Source organism: Stappia sp. ES.058 (assembly GCF_900105595.1).
Classification (GTDB): Bacteria; Pseudomonadota; Alphaproteobacteria; order Rhizobiales; family Stappiaceae; genus Stappia.
In genome coordinates this window covers 3,071,820-3,093,441 of record NZ_LT629784.1, presented here as the reverse complement: position 1 = coordinate 3,093,441, position 21,622 = coordinate 3,071,820, and the positions used below count along the sequence as shown (strand labels likewise).

Sequence of the window (21,622 nt, the reverse complement as noted above, 5' to 3'; positions counted from 1 at the left end):
CATGCTCGGACTGAACAAGAGGGACACGCTGCTGTTCGCGATCGTCATTGCGATCACGATTCTGGCTCCGGTCATTCTCAACCCCTTCCCGGTGGAATCCGATCTCGCCCAGTTCAACGCCGGCTATCCGGACCTCATGCAGCGCTTCGTGATCTTCGGGATCTTTGCAATCGGCTTCAACATCCTGTTCGGGCTGACCGGCTACCTGTCGTTCGGGCATGCCGCCTTTCTGGGCGTCGGCTCCTACGCCGGCGTGTGGATGATGAAGCTTCTGACCATGAACGTGGTGCCGGCGATCATCATCTCGGTGATCTTCGCGGGCCTGTTCTCGCTGCTTGTCGGCTACATATCGCTGCGCCGGTCGGGCATCTACTTCTCGATCCTGACGCTCGCCTTCGCGCAGATGTCCTTCTCGCTTGCCTATTCGGTGCTGACCCCGATCACCAACGGCGAGACCGGCCTGCAGCTTTCCCTCAGCGATCCGCGTATTCTCGGCGTCAGCCAGACTGCCGACGGGTCAATCCCGATGACCAACTTCTTCGGCATCGCGATGCGGGATGGCTTCGAAATTTCGATGGGCGGCTGGCTCTTCACCTTCAACGCCGGCTACTACCTGTGCGCCGCGATCCTGCTGGTCGCCTTTTACGTGTCGATCCGCATCTTTCGCTCACCGTTTGGCGTGATGCTCAAGGCGGTGAAGTCGAACCAGCAGCGCATGCTCTACACCGGCCTCAATCCTCGCCCCTACACGCTGGCGGCTTTCGTGATCTCGGGCATGTACGCCGGGCTGGCCGGCGGGTTGATGGTGGCGATGGATCCGCTTGCCGGCGCGGAGCGCATGCAGTGGACGGCCTCCGGTGAAGTGGTGCTGATGACCATTCTCGGCGGGATGGGAACCCTGATCGGGCCGATCCTGGGGTCGGGTGCGATCAAGTACTTCGAGAACATCTTCTCCAAGATCAACGAGAACATTCTGCACGACTGGTTTGCGTTTCTGCCCGACGGAATGGAAGATTTCGTCGTCGCGATCATTTACCCGTTCATCGGCAAGGGGTGGCATTTGACGCTTGGTATCGTATTCATGCTGGTGGTGATCTTCCTGCCGGGCGGGATCGTGGAAGGCGGCCAGCGCATTGCCCGGCTGTTCAAGCGCAAGCCGCCTGAAGACAAGAACAATTCAACGACGGCTTCCGCGCCGTCGGCGGCGGAGTGAGGCGTCATGGGCATTCTTGAAGTCAAGGGCGTCAACAAGCGATTCGGCGGCCTGAAGGCGCTGGACGACGTCAATCTGGATATCGAGGAGGGCAGCATTCATGCCATCATCGGTCCCAACGGCGCCGGCAAATCGACGCTTCTCAACTGTTTTGTCGGACGGCTCGAGCCCGACACCGGAACGGTGATCTTCGACGGAAAATCGCTTCTGGGCATCCAGCCGTACGAGATCAACCAGACCGGCGTCAGCCGGGTGTTTCAGACGCCGGAGATTTTCGCCGATCTGAACCTCTTGGAAAACGTGATGATACCGGCCTTCGCGCGTCGTGACGGATCGTTCAAGGTCAACGGCTGGATCAGCGTCGGCGACGAGGGCGACATTCGCGAGGAGGCGATGACGATGCTCGCCGAACTCGGCATGGATGGCAAGGCGGATCACGTGGCCGGGCAGTTGTCGCGCGGCGACAAGCGGCGTCTGGAACTTGCGATGTGTCTGGTGCAGAAGCCGAAACTGCTGCTTTTGGACGAGCCCACCGCCGGCATGGCGCGGGCCGACACCAACAACACCATCGATCTGCTGAAGCAGATCGGCAAGCGCGGCATCACCATGGTGGTCATCGAGCACGACATGCATGTGGTGTTTTCGCTTGCCGACAAGATTTCGGTGCTGGCACAGGGCACGGTCATCGTCGAGGATGTGCCGGAAAACATCAAAGGCAACCCGAAGGTCCAGGAAGCCTATCTGGGAGGGGCGCACCTATGAACGATACGACACCGGCAGACACGAAGCCCGCCGTCACCGAGAGCGGTTCCGGTTCCGGGAACATGTGGTCGGGGCATGCGCCCGGAGTGGCGCCGAAAAAGGGGCAGGGTGGTCAGCGCGCCTATTTTTCGGTGTGGGACCTGCACGCCTACTACGGCGAAAGCTATGTGGTTCAGGGCGTCAGCTTCAACGTGCGCGAGGGCGAGATCGTCGCGCTTCTGGGACGCAATGGCGCGGGCAAGACCTCGACGCTGCGCGCGATTTCGCGGGTGGACACTCCGCAGGTCAAGCATGGCGAGGTGTGGCTCGACCACAAGCCGCTGCACGAGATGAAGGCCTATCAGGCGGCGCAAAACGGCATCGGCCTCGTTCCGGAGGATCGGCGGATCATTCAGGGGCTGACGGTCGAGGAAAACCTGAAGCTTGCGCAGATCGCGCCACCTCGGGGCTGGTCCATCGAGCGCATCTACGAGCTGTTTCCGCGTCTTGCGGAGCGCAAGGACCAGGAGGCCACCACCATGTCGGGTGGCGAGCAGCAGATGCTGGCGCTGGCCCGTGTGCTGGCGCGCGACGTAAAGCTGTTGCTTCTCGACGAGCCCTACGAGGGCCTTGCGCCGGTGATCGTGCAGGAGATCGAGCGCACGCTTGAGGAGATCAAGGGGCTGGGCATGACCACGATCATCGTGGAGCAAAACGCGATCGCCGCGCTTCATCTGGCCGATCGCGCGCTCATACTCGACATGGGCGAGATCGTCTTCGACGGCACTGCGCAGGAAGTGCTCGAAAACGACGAATTGCGCCAAGACTATCTGGCGCTGTAGGCGCGACCGCATTGCGGCGTCTTCCGGATATGGCGGACGCCGGGTTCGGGCTCCGGGGGAGGCAAGGGTGGAGCTTAGGGTGTGGACCCATAATTGAGGCTGACATGGCATGGAAAATGGCGATGAATTGCGTGCAGGGCGGGCCGGGCGCCCGGTCAAGCGCGCTGACGATGCGAAGCGAAGCCATTTCCCTGTCCTTCGGATTTGGTCGGAATGCGCCTCCTCTTCGTCGCGAAAGGCTTGAAAATACCCGTATTTCCTGCGCTTCCGCTCCTTGACGAGACGCAATCCGCCTCAAACCATGGCAATCTCATTTATAGGTCCACACCCTAGGTGCGTTTCATGACGCGCCAGGCGCCACCCTTGTTTGTTTTCGGGGAGCGTTCCCGCCTCAGGTCAACTTGCCGCGCGCGGCGATTTCGGTTCGGCGCATCATGCCGTCCTCGCCTATCAGCCAGGCGAAGTTGAAGAGGTTGGTCACGACGCAGGCGTGGTTCGGCACGATTGAGACGCGTTGACCGATTTCGAACTCGTTCTCGCGCTTGGTGTGGACGATGGCGTGTTCCTCGCTGAGCGCGACGATGGCCGCATCCGGATGCCCGAGGATCGTGCCGTGGCCGGTGAGGCCGAGAAGATCCGACGACAGCGCCTTGGAGCCGGCGTCGAGGATGGCGCGCGTCGGCGTCGGCGTGCTGACCACCGTCGCCTCCACCGTCAGCGCGCAGTCGTCCAGCGAACACGCGCCGCCCGCGACCAGTGAGCGGTCGTTGTAGATATAGGTGCCGGCGCGATATTCGGTGACGATCGTCTCCCCGCCCGCCTTCCACATGTCGGGCGAGCCGCCGCTGGTGATCGTCGGGCAGGCGATCCCGGCCGTCTCGATCAGGGATTTCGCCGCGCGCATGAAGCTTTCGACGTCCTTGCTGCCGCCGGCGGCGGGATAGGTCATCAGTCCGCCGAAGACGAGCCCGTCCGTTGCCGCGATGGTGGTGGCGAGACCGGCGGCTGCCTCCGGCGTCTGCACGCCGCAGCGCCCGGCGCCCGTGTCGCATTCGACCAGCACGGTGAGCGGGCGGTCTTCGCGCGAAAACGCCTCCCCCAGTCCGGCCACCGTTACCGCGCTGTCGGCGACGACGGCGAGCCGTTCGACGCGGCGCGCGACGGCGGCGAGCCGCGCCAGCTTGTCGACGCCGAGGATGTTGTAGGTCAGCAGGATGTCGGCAATGCCGGCATCGGCCATGACCTCGGCCTCGCCAATCTTCTGCACGGTGATGCCGCAAGCGCCGGCCGCGATCTGCGCGCGGGCGAAATGCGGCAGCTTGTGCGTCTTGATGTGCGGTCTGAGCGCCAGCCCGGCCGCGTCGCAATGGGCCTGGAAGCGGGCGATGTTGGCCGTGGCGACGCGCTCGTCGATGACGAGAGCCGGGGTTTCCGGGGCGTAAGCGGTCATGTCAGGCACGTCCTTTGGCAGGTCAGCTTCCCGTCGCCTTGAGGGCGTGCGGGTCTTCCACGCGCGGCCAGATGGCGCGCGTCAGCTTGGTGTAGGGATTTGTGGCGGGATCGTTGGGGTAGGGACCATCGACAGCAGCGTAGAGAATGTCCGAGGCCACCGGCAAGAAGGCATCGTGAAAATGGTTGGTCGACTTCACGACCAGCACCTTGCGTTTGGCCGGGTCGATGCCGAGGTTGGAAAAGGCGTCGGGGCTGAAGATCTGCGAGCGCACCGTGTTGAGGATGACGTCGACGCCCTCCACGCTGATCCAGACGCTGTCGCCGAGCGGCACGATGCTCTCGCCGAAGCTCTGCACCGCGTTGCGCACCACCTTGCGCACCCGCACGGTGGCATCGACGGGATCGCCGGCGGTGGCCGACATCTTGCCGCCGAAGCGCAGCGGCAACACGGCGCCCTCGCCGGCGGAGATGCAGGTGCGCACCGCGATCGGATCCCAGATTGAGGCAAGCGCCACGTTCTCCATCTTCCGCTTCAGCATCTCGCGCAGGATGATGGTGGAATCGCCCGGCACTCCGCCGCCGGGATTGTCCCAGACATCGGCCACGACGATGGGCGCGCCCTCGCGCGTTTCGGCGAGTTCCAGCGCGCGCTGCGGCGTCAGGAAATCCGGGCGGGTGCGCCCGCGGTAGGAGAACAGCTCCATGCCGAACTTTCGCGCCAGGGCATCGCCCTTCGCCTTTTGTCCGTCGGTGACCACGACGAGCTTGCTGCCGAGATCGGCAACGTCGGCGGCCATGAAGCCGTGGATCGCGGAAACCGACAGAACGCCGTCATGTCCCTCCATCGCCTTCATCTTGTCGACGAAACCGCGCATCGGCTCGCGGCTCGTGGGAAAGATTTCGATCATCCGGCAGTCGAACACCGAGATCTCCGGGTCGATGGCACCGGTCGAGGCGCGATGGGCCAGATCCACCAGGCTTTCGGCCGCGATCACGAAATCGGTGTGCGGGAACTCCTTGAAGACGACGACGAGGTCGGCGTTTTCGGTTCGGCGCGCCGACAGGTGGCTGTGCGGATCGAAGGTCGCGCCGATCACCGTTCCGGGACCGACGAGCTGGCGGACCTTCTCCAGCAGCTCGCCCTCGCAGTCGTCGCAGCTTTCCGCGATCATCGCGCCATGCAGGCCGAGCAGCACGATGTCCAGCGGCAGCGCCGCCTCGATCTCGGCCAGGATGGCGTCGCGCAAGGTTTCCCAGGTGGCGCGGTTGACCACGCCGCCGGGCTCCGCCCAGGCCGCGGTTCCCTCGATCACGTCCCAGCCATACTGGCGAGCGCGGTCGCGGGCGACCGGAAACACGGCACTGCACAGCGTCGGCGTCACCGGATGCTCGCCGGGAGGGGCGTAGAAGCTGTCCTTGAAGTCCTGCATGTCAGTGCGCAGCGGGGAGAAGGTGTTGGTTTCCGTTGCCACGGAGCCGACATAGACGCGTTTTTTCTCGGCCATCACGCGGCCTCTCCTTGGTGTTTGCCGGCGTGGTGGCAGGCGCTGAATTGTCCATTGCCGAGATCGACCGGAAGAGGCCGCACGCTGCGGCAGATGTCGGTTGCGATTCCGCAGCGCGGATGAAACGGGCAGCCGGGCGGCGGGGCCGCGGCGCTGGCGGGCTCGCCCCGGTCCTCGGCCGCCACGCGGCCCGGGCGGATGCGCGGGATCGAGGCGAGCAGCAGCTTGGTGTAGGGGTGCGAGGGCGCGGAAAACAGCGTCGCCTTCGGCGCGGTTTCCACGATCCGTCCGAGATACATCACCGCCACGCGGTCGCAGATATGGCGCACGACGCCGAGGTCGTGCGAGATGAACAGCATCGAGATGCCGCTCTCGGTCTGCAGGTCCTTGATCAGGTTCAGCACCTGCGCCTGGATCGAGACGTCGAGCGCGGAAACCGCCTCGTCGGCGATGACGAGCTTCGGTTCGACGATCATCACCCGGGCGATGCCGATGCGTTGGCGCTGTCCGCCGGAAAACTCGTGCGGGTGGCGGGTCATCACCTTTGGGTCGAGGCCGACCTGGGTGAGCGTGCGGGCGATGCGTTCACGCACGCCCTCGCGGGTCGTCTCCAGACCGTGGATGCGAACCGGCTCGGCCAGCGTCTGCTCGATGGTCAGGCGCGGATTGAGCGAGGCGAAGGGGTCCTGGAAGATCATCTGGATTTCGCGGCGCAGCGGCCGGAAGGCGGCGGGGGTGAGCGACAGCATTTCGCGCCCGTCGAATTCGGCCGTGCCGCCGGTCGCCTCTTCCAGACGGGTCAGCGTGCGCCCGACGGTGGACTTGCCGCAGCCGCTCTCGCCGACGATGCCCAGCACCTCGTCGGCGGCCAGATCGAAGGAGACGCCGTCGACGGCCTTCAGCACTTTCTTCGTGCCGCTGAAAAGACCGCCGGACTTCAGCGTGAAGTGGGTCTTCAGGTCGCGGACCCTGAGGAGGGGGGTGTTGGCGTCGGTCATGCGTCCGGCTCCAGCGGGTGGTGGCAGCGTGCGGCGTGTCCGCCGCCGAAGGTGGTTTCGCCCGGGTCCTGCTCGCGGCAGATCGCGGAGGCGCGCGCGCAGCGCGGGTGGAAGGCGCAGCCCGTCACGCGCTCTTCAAGCCCGGGCACACGACCGGGAATCGTCGGCAGGCGCTCGACGTCCTCATCGGGTTCGGGGATGGAATCGAGCAGGCCGCGCGTATAGGGGTGGCGCATCGTGGCAAAGAGATCGCGCGTGTCCGCGCTTTCCACCACCCGGCCCCGGTACATTACCGCGATGCGGTCGCAGGTCTCGGCGATGACGCCGAGGTCGTGCGAGATCAGGATGATGCCCATGCCGGTTTCCGCCTGCAGGTCGGCGATGAGGTTGAGGATCTGCGCCTGGACCGTCACATCGAGCGCGGTTGTCGGCTCGTCCGCGATCAGCAGGCGCGGCGATCCCGCAAGCGCCATGGCGATCATCACGCGCTGGCGCATGCCGCCGGAGAGCTGGTGCGGATAGCTGTCGATGCGCCCGTCCGGGTCGGGAATGCGCACCATGCGCAGCAACTCGACGGCGCGGATACGGGCGGCGGCCTTCGACATCGGCTGGTGCTCGCGGATCGTCTCCACGATCTGGTCGCCGATGCGGTAGACCGGGTTGAGGCTGGTCATCGGCTCCTGGAAGATCATCGACATCTCGTTGCCCATGATGCGGCGGCGCTCGCGCGGCGCAAGCTTGAGCAGGTCGCGGCCGTCAAACAGGATCTCGCCGGCGGTGACGCGCACCGGCGTTCCCTCCAGCAGGCCCATGATCGCGAGCGATGTCAGGCTCTTGCCGCATCCGCTCTCGCCAACGATGCCGAGCGTCTCGGACGCCGTGAGGGAGAAAGACAGATCGCGCACCACCGGCATCAGGCCGTCGCCGGTGGCGACCGACAGCGACAGGCCGCGCACGTCGAGGAGGGGAGGCGTGGTTCGTGTCATCGTCACACCCCCTTGATGTCGTTCTTGAACCTGGGGTCGATGCTGTCGCGCAGCGCATCGCCGACGAGGTTCATGGAAAAGACGGACAGGATGATCAGCGCGCCGGGAAACAGCAGCAGCCAGGGCGCGCGGGTGACGTAGATGCGCGATTCCGACAGCATGTTGCCCCAGCTCGGCACCTCCGGCGGCAGGCCGAGGCCGAGGAAGTCGAGGGCGGCGGCCTGGAGCTGGGCGAAGGCGAAGATGAAGCTCGCCTGGACCAGCAGCGGCGAGATCAGGTTCGGCAGGATGTGGCGGAAGAGCACGCTGGCATGACCGGCGCCGGAACACACGGCGGCGTCGATGAAGACCTCGTTCTTGAGTTTCAAGGTCATGCCGAAGAGGATGCGTGCCGTCGTCGTTGCGTAGACGATGCCGATCACGATCACCGTGTTCATCACGCTGCGTTCCAGGATCGTCATGAGCACCAGCGCCAGAAGCAGCGCCGGAAAGGCCATCAGCACATCGACGACGCGCATCAGGAAAGCCCCGAGCCTGGTGAAATAGGCGGAAATCATGCCGGTGAGGCCGCCGACGAGCAGCGCGACCAGCACCGAGCCGATGCCGATGACGATGGCCATGCGCGCGCCGTAGATGCTGCGCGAGAAGGTGTCGCGGCCGAAGTGGTCGGTGCCGAAGAAATGCGCGGCACCCGGTTCGGTGAGGCGGGCCACCGGATCGATCTCGAGCGGATCGAACGGCACGATCAGCGGCGCGAAGACGGCGGCGAAAACCACGAGCATCAGCCAGGCGAGGCCAAGCGTTGCGAGCCAGCGGCCGCGGAAGATCCGCCGGCCGGTGGCGAACAACTGGAGTGTCGCGTTGGGGGTCATTTGAGCGATACCCTTGGGTCGAGCCATGCATAGGCCAGGTCGACGAGAAGATTGATGACCATGTAGAGGACCACGATGATCAGGATGACGCCCTGGATGACGGGATAGTCGCGGCGCAGGATCGACTGCACCACCAGCCGGCCGATGCCGGGCAGCGAGAACACCGTTTCCGTCACCACCGCTTCCGAGATCAGCGCCGCGAAGGTGAAGCCGAAGGCGGCGGCGACCGCGATCAGCGCATTGCGGAAGACGTGCTTGGTGGCGACCTTCCAGGGGGCGAGGCCCTTGGCCCGGGCCGTACGCACATGGTCCTCGCGCTGCACGTCCAGCATGGAGGCGCGCACCAGACGGATGATCAGCGCCGCGTTGGGCGCGGCCAGCGTGAAGCTCGGCAAGAGCAGGTAGCGCAGGTTCGCCAGTCCGCCGTCGTCGGAGATCGAGGGATAGCCGGAGGACGGCAGCCAGCCAAGGCTCACCGAGAAGATCAGGATCAGGTAGAGACCGAGCCAGAAGGTCGGCACGGAGGCGAAGAGCATTGCGCCGCCGGAGGCGACCTGATCGACCCAGGTGCCGTGGCGCGTGGCGGAGACGACGCCGATCGGAACGCCGAGGATCACGATCCACACCATCGTCATCACGGCCAGCAGGATCGAGGTTTCCGCGCCGTCGGCGATCACCGAGAGCACGGGTGCGCCGAAGAAGATCGACGTTCCGAGATCGCCCTGCATGACGTTGCCGAGCCAGTAGAGATACTGGAAGTAGACGGGCGCATCGAGGCCCATTTCGCGCGTCAGGGCGTCGACCTCTTCCGGGGTCGCCGTGTCGCCCAAAAGGACGGCGGCGGGATCGCCGGGGATCAGGTGGACGAAAAGGAAGACGAGCATGGATGCGGCAAGCAGCGTCGGGATGAGCGCCAGCAGTCTCCGCGTCGCATATCCGAGCATGTCGACGGTCTTTCCGCAGGTGAGAGGGGCGTTTAAGGGAGTGTGCCGCGATTTTCGGCGCATGTCGCGGGGCGCAAACGCCCCTTCCGCGCCACGATCCTTGCGGATCGCGCAGGCGGCGCGGAAGGGGCGGCCGGGAGGTGGCCTGCTTACTTGTCGACGTTCCAGAAGTGCGGCCAGATCAGGGTGGCGTCACCCAGTCCGGTCAGCTTCGTGGAGGCGATGTTGTAGGTGTAGACATCGCCCGTCTTCATCGTCGGAACCTGCTGGTAGACCAGGGCCTGGATCTCGCCCCACAGCTTCTGACGCTCGGCCGGATCGGCGCTTTCGGTGAACTTCGCCTTCAGCGCGGCCTTTTCCGGGGTCGCCCACCAGCCGGGATAGTTGTCGTTCATCACCGAGATCAGGATCGGATCCGGGACGAAGCCGTGGTGGGTGAAGAACAGATCCCACTGGTCCGGCTGGGCCCGCTTCTTGATCAGGGTGGCCCAGTCATAGACCTGCAGGTCGATGTTGAAGCCGGCCTGGGCAAGCTGCTTGGTGTAGACGATGGCCGTGTCGTAGTGGAACGGATAGTTGGTGGAGACCATGAACTTGATGGGCTCGCCGTCGTATCCGGCTTCCTTGGCGAGCGAACGGGCCGTGTCGGCATCGCCCCTGGAGAAGTTCTCCGCGCCGGCGTCGGTGTACCAGACGTTGCCCTTGGGCAGGAACGAGCCGTTGGCGCGCCACAGCTTGTCCGGACCAATGGCGACCTGAAGCGCCGGCACCTTGTCGATGGCCGTCTGGATGGCGCGTCGAAGGGCGAAGTTCTCCTTCAGCGGGCCGTCCTTGGAGTTCATGAAGACGAGACCGAACAGCGGACCGCCGTTGACGATAGTGGTGACCTGCGGGTTGGCGTCCAGATCGGCGAAGAGATCGCCGGGGATGCTTTCGGCATAATCGTAGTCGCCCGCCTGAAGCCCGCTGACGCGGGTGCCGACGTCGGGCACGGGGATGAAGCGCAGCGCGTCGAACATTGCCTTGCGTTCGCCGGCATAGCCATCGGCCTCGCCCGACGGCGAATCATAGTCGTCGAAACGGACCAGCTCGACATGGCGGTTGGCCTGCCATTCGCCGAACTTGTAAGGACCGGTGCCGATGTAGTTTTCCGGGGAAATCGGCGCCTTGCCGGCGTCGGCCACGACGGACGCGGGATAGATCGCCGGGCCGCCGTTGATGAAGGCCATCAGGTTCTTCCAGGGGCCGAACGGCTTGGCGAGGCGGATCGTAACCTCATGGTCGCCGGTCGCCTCGACGCTTTCCACGTTGGAGAAAAGCAGCGAGCCGCGCGATCCGTGCTCGCCCCAGCGGTTCAGCGAGGCGACGACGTCGGCCGCGGTCATGTCGGTGCCGTCGTGGAACGTCACGCCCTTGCGCAGGGTGATGACGATGGTCTTGCCGTCGTCCTCCAGCCGGTCGCTCTCGGCGAGCAACGGCTGGGGTGCATTGGCCGCGTCGAAGGTGTAGAGACCCTCGAACATGTGATGGGCGATGGTCGTCGCCAGGTCCGAGGTGACCACGTGCTGGTCGAGGCTCGGCGGTTCGCCGACGGTCGCATAGCGCAGCGTGCCGCCGGCATGGGCGGTGCTGGCCATCGACGCGGCAAAGGCCGCGGCCAGAATTGTCTTAAGGGGTCTGTTCAGCTTCATGCCTGGTCTCCTCCCAGATCGTTTACAAGCCGGATATCGGCCGCTCGATATGAAAGAAATTTTCAGAAATGGCGGGAATTGTCAATTCAGGATTTGAAAATCGCGCAAACACCGCTAATTTATGAAAGAAACTTACAAAACGGAGTTGACGCATGACCACTGGAATCACCCGATACGACACCGCCGACCTCGCAGCCGGCGGCACGCGCCGTCCCTTCGCCAAGGCGGTGCGCGCAGGGGATTTCGTCTATGTTTCCGGTCAGGTGCCGGCGGAAAAGGGCGAGATCATCACCGGGGGAATCATTGCCCAGACAGAAAAGGTGATGGACAATCTCGTGGCGGTTCTCGCGCTTGCAGGCTGCACCCTGGAGCATGTCGTGAAGGTGAATGTCTGGCTCGACGACGCCCGCGACTTTTCCAGCTTCAACGGCGTGTTCGAGCGCTTTTTTCTCGACCATCCGCCGGCGCGCTCCACGGTCCAGTCGCCGCTGATGGTGGATGCCAAGGTCGAGATGGATGTGATCGCCTACAAGCCGGAATAGGCGCGGGCCGCGCGGGGACCTATCCTGCGCGACGGGGAGACGGCAAAGGGGGTCGGGGAACGTGAGCAAGGTGATCGACATCATCGCCCAGTTGCGGGGCTTGAACGGGGCGTTGCCCAAGCGCGAGCAGAATGTCGCCGACTATGTGCTCGCCAATCTGGAGACCATCGCCTACCAGCGCCAGAGCGAGATCGCCAGGGGCGCGGGCGTCTCGGATGCCACCGTCAACCGTTTCTGTCAGTCGCTCGGCTGCGACGGCTTCAAGGAGTTCAAGATCCGGCTGGCGCAAAGCGTGGCGGTCAGCCTGCAGTATCTCGGCGGACAGGCGAACGACCGCTCGCCCGCCGACCAGCTCGTCGCGCAGGTGTTCGGCGCGCTCGTCGACACGCTCAACACCGCCCGCTCGCAGCTTGACGGGGCAGCCCTTCAATCGGCTATCGACACGCTGGCCGACGCGCGGCGGATCGTGTTCTTAGGTGTCGGTGGCAGTTCGGCCAATGTCGCGCGCGAAGGGGCCAACCGGTTCTTCCGTCTCGGCATACCGGCGGAAGCGCATGCCGACGGCTATCTGCAGCGGATGATCACCTCGACGCTGGAACGCGGCGATGTGGTCTTCGCGGTCTCCGCCAGCGGTACCCCGGCGGAATTGCTCGACAGCGTCGCCATCGCCCGCCAGTACGGCGCGGCGACCATCGCCCTGACCAAGGCCGGGTCCGATCTGGCGCAGGCCTGCGATATCGCGCTGGGTCTGGATCTTCCGGAAGACCAGGACATCTTCAAGCCGAGCGCCTCGCGGCTTGCCTATGTGGCGATCGTCGACGTGCTGGCGGCGGGGGCGGCGCGGCGTCGTCCCGAGCGGGTCAAGGAGTATCTGCGCCGCATCCGCACTTCGCTGGTGCCGCTCTCCACCGACGTCGGACCCAAGCCCATCGGCGACTGACGACGACCGCCCGCAGTCGCTCCGGCTATCGGCTTTCGTGATATCCGCTTTACTGAATGCTATTTGATTGAAATATCAATCTGCCGTCTCCTGAGCCTCGGATTCATGTGCCGGACAGACCCTCGCAGCGCCTTGCGTTGCCATGGCCGGGGTCTGAACCGGCAATTTGGGAGCGGGACATGTCGAGACTTGCAGCCTTCAACTTTCAGAAGTGGATCGAGGAGAACAAGCACCTGCTGAAGCCGCCGGTCGGCAACCAGCAGATCTGGAAGGACGCCGACCTGATGGTCACCGTCGTCGGCGGGCCGAACAAGCGCACCGACTATCACGACGACCCGGTGGAGGAGTTCTTCTACCAGATCAAGGGCGACATGCTGCTCAAGCTTTATGACGGCACCGAGTTCTACGACGTGCCGATCCGCGAGGGCGAGATCTTCCTGCTGCCGCCGCATGTGCGCCACTCGCCACAGCGCCCGCAGGAAGGCTCCATCGGCCTCGTGATCGAGCCGGCCCGGCCCGAAGGCGCGCTGGATGCGATCGAGTGGTACTGCTTCGAGTGCGAGCATCTGGTGCACCGCGCCGAACTCGATCTGGAGTCCATCGTCGACGACCTGCCGCCGGTCTATCAGGCCTTCTATGCATCGAAGGAGGCCCGCACCTGCCCCAATTGCGGCACCGTGCATCCCGGCAAGGAACCGCCGGAGGGCTGGGTCAAGCTCTAGGACGCGGCCTGCGCTCACGCGCAGCCACCGCAGCGGCAATGCCCTTACATTCCCTTTCACCATCAACGCAATGCCCGCCCGACATGAAGGTGTCCGGCCGGCGTTCGGGAGGACCGAAATGCAACTCAAGACCCTGATCACCCGCGCCGTGCCGGCCGCTCTTCTGGCTCTGGTCACGACGACCGGCCTCGCGTCGGCCAAGGAGTTCCGGCTCGGACTGATCACGCCGCCGCCGCACATCTGGACCGTTGCCGCGCAGTCTTTCGGCGAGGAGCTGGAGGCTGCGACCGACGGCGCGCACACGGTTGCCGTCTTTCCCTCGCGCCAGCTCGGCAACGAGGCGCAGATGATGCAGCTGCTGCAGACCGGCGCGCTCGACATGGCGTTCCTGACGATCGCGGAAGTCTCCAACCGCGTGCCGGATTTCGGCGCCTTCTACGCGCCCTACATGGCGGATGACGTCGGTCATGCCGGGCGCATCCTGCGCTCGGATGAAGCCAAGGCAATGCTGGCCGACCTGCCGCAGAAGGCCGGCGTCGTCGGCCTCGGCTACGGCATGGCGGGCCTGCGCCAGATCGTCAGCCGCGATCCGGTGACGAGTGCGGCCGATCTCGCCGGCAAGAAGCTCAGGATCACGCCGTTCGAGCCGATCAAGGACTTCTACAACGCGGTCGGCGCGGCCTCCACGCCGATGCCCCTGCCGGCGGTCTATGACGCGCTCGCCAACGGCCAGGTCGACGCCATCGACATGGATGCCGAACTGATCTGGAAGCTGAAGTACTATGAGCACGCCGATACGGTGCTGATCTCCAACCACATGATGTTCCCGATGGTCGGCCTGGTGTCGGCGCGGGTGTGGAAGGACCTGTCGGCCGAGGATCGCGAGACGATCTCCACCTTGATGGCACGCCAGCTCGACGGCGTGATCGACACCTATATCGCCAAGGAGGCCGACTGGCTGCTCGCGGTCGAGGGCACCGGCACCAACATCGTTGAAGCGGATGCCGCCTTCTTCCAGGATGCCACCGCCGAGTGGGACGCGATCTGGAGCGAGAAGGCGCCGGCGCTTTCTGGTCTTCGCAAGGTTGCCGACGAGACCCGTCAGTAGTCTCGTCCCGAGACCCGAACTCCCGCATCCGGGCGACATCGGCCGACAGGTCCGGCGTCCGGATGCGTGGCCTGGATGGATACCGCGATGCTCTACAGGATCTCCGCCTTCTGGGCGCGCTGCGAAATCGCGCTGGCCGCCGTCCTCGCCGCGACGATTACCGGACTGATCCTCCTCAATGTGGTTACGCGCTCCGCCCACATGGCGATCTACTGGATCGACGAAGCGGCGATCACCGCCATGATCTGGATGACGTTCCTGGCCGGAGCAGCTGCCGTTCACCGCAGATCGGGCGTTGCGGTGACGCTCGTTTTCGACACGCTCTCACCCGGTGTCGCCCGCTGGTGGCGTCTTGGCCTCGATGCTGTGACGGCGGGGTTCGCCGCCGCGATGATCTGGTTCTGCCTGCTGTGGTTCGACCCGTTCGCGCTTTATGCCACCGGCTTCGACATCCAGGCCTTTCAGGGCGAGACCTTCAATTTCATCTATGCCGAGCCCACCGTGACGCTGGGCGTTCCCAAGGTCTGGGTGTGGAGCATCATGATCGTCTTCACCTTCGGGCTGACGCTGCATGCCGCGTCCAATCTGGTTGCGAGCCTTTGCGTTCTCGCCGGCGGTGCCGATCCGCAGGCGGACGCCGACGCGGAGACGCGCCCATGACGGCGGTCGTCTTTCTGCTTCTCCTGTTCGGCGCGGTGCCGATCGCGCTGGTGCTGGCGCTGTCGGCGATCTGGTACATCCAGGCGAGCGGCAACGAGGTGCTGTATGCAAGCTTCGCGCAGCAGCTCTACTCCGGTATCGAGAGTTATGGCCTGCTGGCGATCCCGCTGTTCATGCTCACCGGCGAACTGATGAACGAGGGCGGATTGACCAAGCGGCTGATCCAGGCCGCGCGGGTCTTCGTCGGCGGGTTTCGCGGCGGGCTTGCCTATATCAATCTGCTGGCCAACATGTTCATGGCCGCGATCATCGGCTCGGCCGCCTCGCAGATCGCGGTGATGTCGCGCGCCATGGTGCCGGCGATGGAGGCGGAAGGCTACCGCCGCGATTTCGCCGCCGCCACGACGGCCGCCGGCGGACTGCTGTCGCCGATCATTCCGCCGTCCATGCTCTTCGTGATCTACGGCGTCCTGGCGCAGATCCCCATCGGCGACATGTTCATGGCCGGCATCATTCCGGGCCTGATGCTGTCGGCCTCCTTCTTCGTCATCATCGCGATCGTGGGGTTGACCCAGTCCTTCCCCAAAGGCCAATGGATGAGCAGGCGCGAGGCACTCGTGGCGCTGCGCGACTGTCTGCCGGCAGCGCTCATCCCGCTCGCCATCGTCGGCGGCATCCTGCTCGGTGTTGCGACGCCGACGGAATCGGCGGCCGTCGCCTCGCTGATCGCGTTTCTGATCGGGCGGTTCGTCTACCGCGATCTGAAAATCACGCGGCTTGGCTCCCTGTTCGTGCGCACCGCGACCAGCTCCAGCCTGGTGATTTTCCTGATAGCCGCCGCCAACGTCTTCGGCTGGGTGATCATCTACGAGGCCCTGCCGCAAAAGCTCGCCGGACAGCTGACGGCGATCACCTCGGATCCCTTCGTCTTCCTGCTGATCGTCAACCTGTCTCTCTTCGTCATCGGCATGGTGATCGACGGCATCGCCGCGCTCATTCTGGTGGTGCCGATCCTGCTGCCCATCGCGCAGATGCACTACGACATCGATCCGTTCCAGTTCGGCGTGATCGTCTGTCTCAATCTGGTGCTGGGTCTTCTCACGCCGCCGGTCGGGGCGGGGCTCTACATCGCCTCGGCGATGAGCGGTGCCCCGCCGATGGCCATCGTGCGCGCGCTCTATCCGTTCCTGATCGCGGTGGCGCTGATCCTGGTGCTGTTGAGCTGGGCGCCGATCCTGACCACAGCGCTGATTTGATACGCAACGCTCGCGGGCGTCAAACCGTCTCCGCGACGGCCCGCAGTTCGTCGAGGAAGAAGGCGGCTGCCGGTGTCAGCCCCTTGGTCTTGCGGTAGGAAACGCCGACGGGGCCGATCGGGATCGGCACGTCCCAGGGCACGCGCGCCAGAATGCCGGCGGCGATGTCCTGCTCGACCACATGGCTGGGCAGGACGCCGATCATCGTGGAGTTGGCGAGCAGACTGCGGTTGGCGAGGAAGGACACCGATTCCACCGCGTTGATCGGCGAGCTCAGGCCGTGGTCGAGAAACACCAGGTCGATCTGGCGCCTGAGCGTTGTCTCCGGCGGCGGCAGGATCCAGCCGTACTCCATCATGTCCTGGAAGGTGACCCGCTTGCGCCCCCGGAGCGGGTGGGTCATGCCGGTGACGGCGATCACCCTTTCCTCGTAGAGACGCTCCTGCAGCAGTTCGTCGCGGTGGCGGTGGGTCGGCAGGCGCCCGACGACGAGGTCGACCTCGCCGGAGCGCAGTGCCGGCATAAGCACCTCGTTGGTGCCTTCCTGGATCTTGATCGACAGGCCCGGCTTTTGCGCCAGCACCCGGGCGATGGTCTTGGGCAGCAGAAGCGCGGAGGCGGCCAGCAAGGTGCCGATGACGATGCGCCCGCTGGAGCCTTCCGCAAGGTCGTCGAGTTCCTGTGCGGCGTGCGAGATCTGCGCGAAGATCAGCTTGCCGTGGCGTGCCAGCGCCTCGCCGTAGATCGTCGGCACCACGCCCCGGTTGGTGCGCTCAAACAGGAGCACGCCAAAATCGGCTTCCAGGTCCTTGATCAGTTTTGTGGCGGCCGGCTGGGACAGGTTCAACTCGCGTGCGGCATGCAGGATGCTGTTGTGGCTTTCCACAGCCACCAGCAGGCGCAGCTGCTTGAGCTTGAGCCGGGTCAGGATCCGCTCGACGATGCGGACGTGCTTCTGGTTCGGTTCGCTCATTGGAGCGTCTTTGTCCTTGCGACGGGTGCTGGCGGGCCGGACGCGCCCTCACAGCCATAGCCCAACGGATCATGCAATGCGAATGGCGTCTTCAAGGCGCGCGAGCGTGTCGACCATGCTCATCGCCGTCAACGCGGAGGACTTCGGATTGTCCGGCATGGCGCGGCCGGAAACCTGAATGGCGAAGGAGCCGAAGGCGCCCTCGACGGCAAGCTCGTGCCGGTTTTCGCGGCAGGCGGGATCCGAGATCAGCTCGACCTCGGTTGCGTCGAAGCCGATCCCGGCAAGCGCGATGCTCGCCGTCACATTGGCGTTCTTGGGATAGAGACGCGCGGCCTCGCGCGCGGTGCCGCGAAAATGCACCCGCGCTTCGCTCTGGGCGTCGAGGTCGATTGTGTCTTCCGCCGGCGTGCCGCGCCAGCTCTCCGGTGCCTTGCGGCCGCGATAGACCACACTGCTCAGCCCGCCCCGGCTGGCCGCCCCGAGGATATCGAGACCGCCGATGGCCCCGGATACGATCCGGAGCGCCGTCCTTCCGCGCCGGGCGGCATCGCTCAGGGTATCGTAAAGCTCCGCATCGGCAAGCGCTCCGGCGGATACGCTGTAGAGGTCGATGCCGGCCGTCAGGATGCCGGGGCCGTGCTCGCGCAGGCCTGCGTGTCCGGCGCAGTCGAGCACGACGTCCGGACGCTGTGGCAGCTTGGCCACATGCCCGGCAATCGCAACCGTATCCGGCGCGCAGGCTTGGGCCCCTTCAAGTCGGCCCGCGCGCGCGATGATCCCGCAAAGCGAGAGACCGTCCCGCTCGGCGATCGCCGTCATGACATACCGGGCGATAGCGCCATATCCGATGATGGCGACATGTTTCATGGGCAGCTCCAGCCAAGTCTCAACTGGTGCGATCTTGCGCCAATCCAGGCGCTCCAGCTATCCAAATTCCGGATAACAGGTTTGAAACACAATATTTGCCGCGATATCTGATCGCCGCCACTGTTGGCCCGAATTCCCGAGGGGCATCCTGCCCGCCAGCAGAAGACGAGTTTTTGGCCGTGACAGTTATTTCGGCCCGTGGCGCGGAGCGCGCGGGATCAAGTGAGCCGCAGATCGGCCGTCCCTTGCGCCGGCGCGAGGACGTCCGCCTCATCACCGGGGCGGGGTGCTATGTCGCGGACGTGCCTTTGCAGGATCCCTTGCATGTCGCCTTCGTCCGCAGTCCCGTGCCGGGCGGGCGGATCGCCGGATGCGAGACCGAGGCTGCCCGCGACATGCCCGGCGTGGCACAGGTCGTGAGCGCTGCGGACCTCGGTGAGTTGGGAACCCTCGGCATCAATCCGGTTCTGGAGCCCTTCGGGTCGGCGTCCTTTCCCGTGCTTGCGGGCGCGCATGTCTGTGCCGTCGGCCAGCCGGTCGCCGCCGTTCTGGCCGATACGCCCGGCCAGGCGCTCGACGCCTGCGACGCGGTTCCGGTCGACGTCGAGGACGACGATGGAGCGGCGGAGCCTGCCGGCTTTCGCGGGACCTGGTCGTCGGGCGATTGCGATGCGGTGATGGCCGGCGCAGCACATCGGGTGTCGGTGACGGTCGACCATCCCCGGCTGGCGCCCGCCTCGCTCGAGCCGCGCGGCATCGCCGTCGCCTATCACGGCGAGAGCGACAGCGTGACGGTCTTTTTGTCGACGCAGACGCCGCACCGCGCGCGGCGCGAGCTGTCGCGCATTCTGTCGGTCGCGCCCGAGCGTATCCATGTCGCGGCGCCGGATGTCGGCGGAGCCTTCGGAATGAAGGCCTCGCTCTACCCGGAAGAGGTGCTGTGCGTGTGGGCGGCGCTGCGGTTCAAGCGCGCGACCCGCTGGATTGCGTCGCGCGGCGAGGACTTTCTTGCCGCAAGCCATGGCCGTGGCGCGAAGAGCGAAGGCACGCTCGGTGTCGATGCCGATGGCCGGTTCGAGGCGTTGAGAGCCTCCGTCACTTCGCCGCTCGGGCATTGGCTGCCAAGCAGCGCCGCGATCCCTGCCTGGAACGCGGGGCGCATCCTGCCCGGTGGCTATCTGGTCGGGGCGGTCGATATCCGCTCAAGCGCCGAGACGTCCAACACGGCTGCCGTCGGGATTTATCGTGGCGCCGGGCGCCCGGAAGCCAACTGCCTGATGGAGCGCCTGGTCGATGCGGCGGCGAGCGCGACCGGGATCGATCCGCTCGAAATCCGCAAGCGCAACATGATCCCGCCCGAACGGTTTCCCTACACCGGGCCGACCGGCGTGGTGCTCGATTCCGGTCGCTATGCCGAATTGCTGGACCAACTGGCCGACGAGACCGGCTACCAGTCGCGGCGCGCGGCGGTCGCGAAACGTCGCGCAGGCGGCGAGGTCGTCGGCCTGGGGGTCGCCTTCTACATCGAGCCCTGCGGCACCGGGTGGGAAAGCGCGCGCGTCACGCGCAATCCGGACGGCACGGTGCTGGTCGCCTTCGGCGGCAGCACGCAAGGGCACGGACGCGAAACGGCGCTGGCCCAGATCGCGGCGGACGCGCTGGGTCTTGGTCCGGAGGCGATCGACGTCGTGTGCGGGTCGACGCAGGACTGTCCGACCGGTATCGGCGCGCTTGCCAGCCGCAGCACCGCGATTGGGGGCAGCGCCGTTTTGAAAGCCTGCGAGGCGCTTCTTGCCCGCGTCGACAGTGGGGCGGACACCAGCGTGCCCGTCAGTGAAGAGGTGGTCTATGAGGCCGCAGCCGAAGCCTGGGGCTATGGCGCCTATCTGGTGCAGATCGCCATCGATGCGGAGACCGGCGATCCGACGCTTGAATATGTCGCCTGTGTCGATGACGCCGGCACGGTGATCAATCCGATGCTGGTTGAGGGCCAGATCCGCGGCGGCTTCGCGCAAGGGATCGGCGAGGCGTTGATGGAGCGGCTGGTCTATGACGGCGACGGCCAACTCGTGACCGGATCGCTGATGGACTACGCGCTGCCGCGCGCCGGCGACATTCCGGCGCTTGCGATTTCCAAGATAGAAACGCGGGCCCCCAACAATCCGCTGGGCGCAAAGGGGGTTGGCGAGGCCGGCACCATCGGCGCACCGGCCGCCATTCTCAATGCCGCCATCGACGCCCTGCGTCCCCATGGCGTCACCGATCTTCCGATGCCGCTCACCAGCGAAACGCTGTGGCGCGCACTGCACCGAACGTGAGACAGGACAAAGCGATGAACTACAGCAAACCGGACGCCAAGGCTTACGCCCGCGCCAACATGAAGGGCATTTGGGCGGCCGCCCTCAATCCGTTCCGGCCCGACTTCAGCCTCAACGAGGAGGGCCTGCGCGCCAACATCCGCCATTGGGTCGACGATCTCGGGATCGCAGGGCTTTTCATCGCGGGCAAGCAGGGCGAGTTCTTTTCCATGTCGCTCGCCGAGCGCAAGCGCAACTTCGAGATCGCGGTGGAAGAGACCGGGGATCGCGCCGGCACCATCATGTCGTGTTCCGACCAGAACTTCGACACGGTGATCGAGCTTGCGAAACACGCCGAGGCGGTCGGCGCCGATTATATCGTCGTGCATGCGCCGATGCTGCATTTCGTCACCGATCCCGACGACACGGTCTACGAATACTACAAGGCAATCTGCGAGAAGGTGAACATCGGCATCGCCATGTGGAGCCACCCGGATTCCGGCTACCTGATGAGCCCGGAACTTTGCGCGCGCGTGGCGGAGCTGCCCAATATCGTCGCGATCAAATATTCCGTGCCCCGGCCGATGTACACGCAGCTGAGCCAGATGGTCGGTGACAAGATCCTCGTCTCGACCGCTTCGGAAGACGAGTGGCTCGACAACATCCTGGAGCTTGGCTGGCAGCTCTACCTGTGTTCCTCGCCGCCCTACCTGCTGCAGAGCGCGAACGACCGGCGCATGCACGACTATACGCAGGCCGCTTTCGCCGGAGACGAAGCGCGGGCGCGCGACATCAGCAAGAGCCTCGGTCCCGTGCGCAAGGCGCTGAAGACGACGCGTCCGGGTGGCAAGCCGCAGGCGCACCAGAAGTACTGGCAGGAGCTTCTCGGCCAGGTCGGTGGGCCGGTGCGCCCGCCGCTGCTGCAACTGACCGACGCGGAAAGGGACGCGACCAAGGCCGCGTTCGAGGCCTGCGGGCTTCGTCTTTAAGCGTTGGCGGGCGGGCGGCAT

Annotated in this window: 20 protein-coding genes; 11 read left to right on the top strand and 9 right to left on the bottom strand. The window is 65.3% G+C overall.

Annotated features, from left to right (window positions below; genetic code table 11):
* The first annotated feature begins 1 nt into the window (after nucleotide 1).
* The 3 genes from BLU32_RS14390 (at nucleotide 2) to BLU32_RS14380 (ending at nucleotide 2,796) form a co-directional block, all read left to right on the top strand.
* On the top strand, nucleotides 2-1,213 hold the full coding sequence (locus tag BLU32_RS14390; protein ID WP_093808053.1) for a branched-chain amino acid ABC transporter permease: 1,212 nt from the start codon (nucleotides 2-4) through the stop codon (nucleotides 1,211-1,213).
* Nucleotides 1,214-1,219: 6 nt separating this feature from the next.
* On the top strand, nucleotides 1,220-1,975 hold the full coding sequence (locus BLU32_RS14385) for an ABC transporter ATP-binding protein (protein WP_093808051.1): 756 nt from the start codon (nucleotides 1,220-1,222) through the stop codon (nucleotides 1,973-1,975).
* A 62-nt stretch (nucleotides 1,976-2,037) separates the two neighbouring features.
* Entirely contained in the window at nucleotides 2,038-2,796 is a 759-nt protein-coding gene (locus BLU32_RS14380; RefSeq protein WP_093811072.1) for an ABC transporter ATP-binding protein, read from the top strand.
* A 391-nt stretch (nucleotides 2,797-3,187) separates the two neighbouring features.
* Here BLU32_RS14380 and BLU32_RS14375 read toward each other — a convergent pair whose 3' ends face one another.
* The 7 genes from BLU32_RS14375 to BLU32_RS14345 all read right to left on the bottom strand — a co-directional run bounded on the left by BLU32_RS14375 (nucleotide 3,188) and on the right by BLU32_RS14345 (nucleotide 11,244).
* On the bottom strand, nucleotides 3,188-4,246 hold the full coding sequence (locus BLU32_RS14375) for an alanine racemase (RefSeq protein WP_093808049.1): 1,059 nt from the start codon (nucleotides 4,244-4,246) through the stop codon (nucleotides 3,188-3,190).
* A 22-nt stretch (nucleotides 4,247-4,268) separates the two neighbouring features.
* Nucleotides 4,269-5,753 carry a M81 family metallopeptidase gene (locus tag BLU32_RS14370; RefSeq protein ID WP_093808047.1) on the bottom strand — a complete coding sequence of 495 codons (1,485 nt, stop codon included), beginning with the start codon at nucleotides 5,751-5,753 and terminating at the stop codon, nucleotides 4,269-4,271.
* A complete protein-coding gene (locus BLU32_RS14365) occupies nucleotides 5,753-6,751 on the bottom strand; it encodes an ABC transporter ATP-binding protein (RefSeq protein WP_093808045.1) in 999 nt (332 codons plus the stop codon). Before BLU32_RS14365 ends, BLU32_RS14370 begins: the two co-directional genes overlap by 1 nt.
* The gene (locus tag BLU32_RS14360; RefSeq protein WP_093808043.1) at nucleotides 6,748-7,737 is read right to left on the bottom strand and encodes an ABC transporter ATP-binding protein; all 990 of its coding nucleotides are present in this window, start codon (nucleotides 7,735-7,737) and stop codon (nucleotides 6,748-6,750) included. Before BLU32_RS14360 ends, BLU32_RS14365 begins: the two co-directional genes overlap by 4 nt.
* 2 nt (nucleotides 7,738-7,739) lie before the next feature.
* Nucleotides 7,740-8,609, bottom strand: a complete 870-nt coding sequence (locus tag BLU32_RS14355) for an ABC transporter permease (RefSeq protein ID WP_093808041.1) — start codon at nucleotides 8,607-8,609, stop codon at nucleotides 7,740-7,742.
* Nucleotides 8,606-9,553, bottom strand: a complete 948-nt coding sequence (locus BLU32_RS14350; RefSeq protein WP_093808039.1) for an ABC transporter permease — start codon at nucleotides 9,551-9,553, stop codon at nucleotides 8,606-8,608. Before BLU32_RS14350 ends, BLU32_RS14355 begins: the two co-directional genes overlap by 4 nt.
* A 149-nt stretch (nucleotides 9,554-9,702) precedes the next feature.
* Nucleotides 9,703-11,244, bottom strand: coding sequence for an ABC transporter substrate-binding protein (locus BLU32_RS14345; protein ID WP_093808037.1), 1,542 nt, complete (start codon nucleotides 11,242-11,244; stop codon nucleotides 9,703-9,705).
* Between the two features lie 152 nt (nucleotides 11,245-11,396).
* Between BLU32_RS14345 and BLU32_RS14340 the strand changes: the two genes are divergently transcribed.
* From BLU32_RS14340 to BLU32_RS14315, 6 genes are all read left to right on the top strand, one after another.
* Complete coding sequence (locus BLU32_RS14340; protein ID WP_093808035.1) at nucleotides 11,397-11,786, top strand: RidA family protein; 390 nt, start codon at nucleotides 11,397-11,399, stop codon at nucleotides 11,784-11,786.
* 61 nt (nucleotides 11,787-11,847) lie between these two features.
* Nucleotides 11,848-12,726: a MurR/RpiR family transcriptional regulator gene (locus BLU32_RS14335; protein ID WP_093808033.1), complete on the top strand. Its 879-nt coding sequence runs from the start codon at nucleotides 11,848-11,850 to the stop codon at nucleotides 12,724-12,726.
* A 179-nt stretch (nucleotides 12,727-12,905) separates the two neighbouring features.
* Nucleotides 12,906-13,448 (top strand): 3-hydroxyanthranilate 3,4-dioxygenase, encoded by a 543-nt coding sequence (locus tag BLU32_RS14330; RefSeq protein ID WP_093808031.1) that lies wholly within the window; start codon nucleotides 12,906-12,908, stop codon nucleotides 13,446-13,448.
* A 118-nt stretch (nucleotides 13,449-13,566) separates the two neighbouring features.
* Nucleotides 13,567-14,556 (top strand): TRAP transporter substrate-binding protein, encoded by a 990-nt coding sequence (locus BLU32_RS14325; protein WP_093808029.1) that lies wholly within the window; start codon nucleotides 13,567-13,569, stop codon nucleotides 14,554-14,556.
* Between the two features lie 75 nt (nucleotides 14,557-14,631).
* Nucleotides 14,632-15,216: a TRAP transporter small permease gene (locus BLU32_RS14320; protein WP_208976892.1), complete on the top strand. Its 585-nt coding sequence runs from the start codon at nucleotides 14,632-14,634 to the stop codon at nucleotides 15,214-15,216.
* Nucleotides 15,213-16,472, top strand: a complete 1,260-nt coding sequence (locus BLU32_RS14315) for a TRAP transporter large permease (RefSeq protein ID WP_093808027.1) — start codon at nucleotides 15,213-15,215, stop codon at nucleotides 16,470-16,472. The genes BLU32_RS14320 and BLU32_RS14315 overlap by 4 nt, the downstream gene beginning before the upstream one ends.
* Nucleotides 16,473-16,491: 19 nt before the next feature.
* Here the strand turns inward: BLU32_RS14315 and BLU32_RS14310 are convergent, their stop codons facing one another.
* Together BLU32_RS14310 and BLU32_RS14305 are read right to left on the bottom strand one after the other, a co-directional pair.
* Complete coding sequence (locus tag BLU32_RS14310) at nucleotides 16,492-17,445, bottom strand: LysR substrate-binding domain-containing protein (protein WP_093808025.1); 954 nt, start codon at nucleotides 17,443-17,445, stop codon at nucleotides 16,492-16,494.
* A 69-nt stretch (nucleotides 17,446-17,514) separates the two neighbouring features.
* The gene (locus tag BLU32_RS14305) at nucleotides 17,515-18,315 is read right to left on the bottom strand and encodes an aspartate dehydrogenase (protein WP_093808023.1); all 801 of its coding nucleotides are present in this window, start codon (nucleotides 18,313-18,315) and stop codon (nucleotides 17,515-17,517) included.
* Nucleotides 18,316-18,494: 179 nt separating this feature from the next.
* Between BLU32_RS14305 and BLU32_RS14300 the strand changes: the two genes are divergently transcribed.
* Nucleotides 18,495-20,633 (top strand): xanthine dehydrogenase family protein molybdopterin-binding subunit, encoded by a 2,139-nt coding sequence (locus tag BLU32_RS14300; RefSeq protein WP_244501710.1) that lies wholly within the window; start codon nucleotides 18,495-18,497, stop codon nucleotides 20,631-20,633.
* A gap of 14 nt (nucleotides 20,634-20,647) precedes the next feature.
* A complete protein-coding gene (locus tag BLU32_RS14295; RefSeq protein WP_093808021.1) occupies nucleotides 20,648-21,601 on the top strand; it encodes a dihydrodipicolinate synthase family protein in 954 nt (317 codons plus the stop codon).
* Nucleotides 21,602-21,622 lie beyond the last annotated feature (21 nt).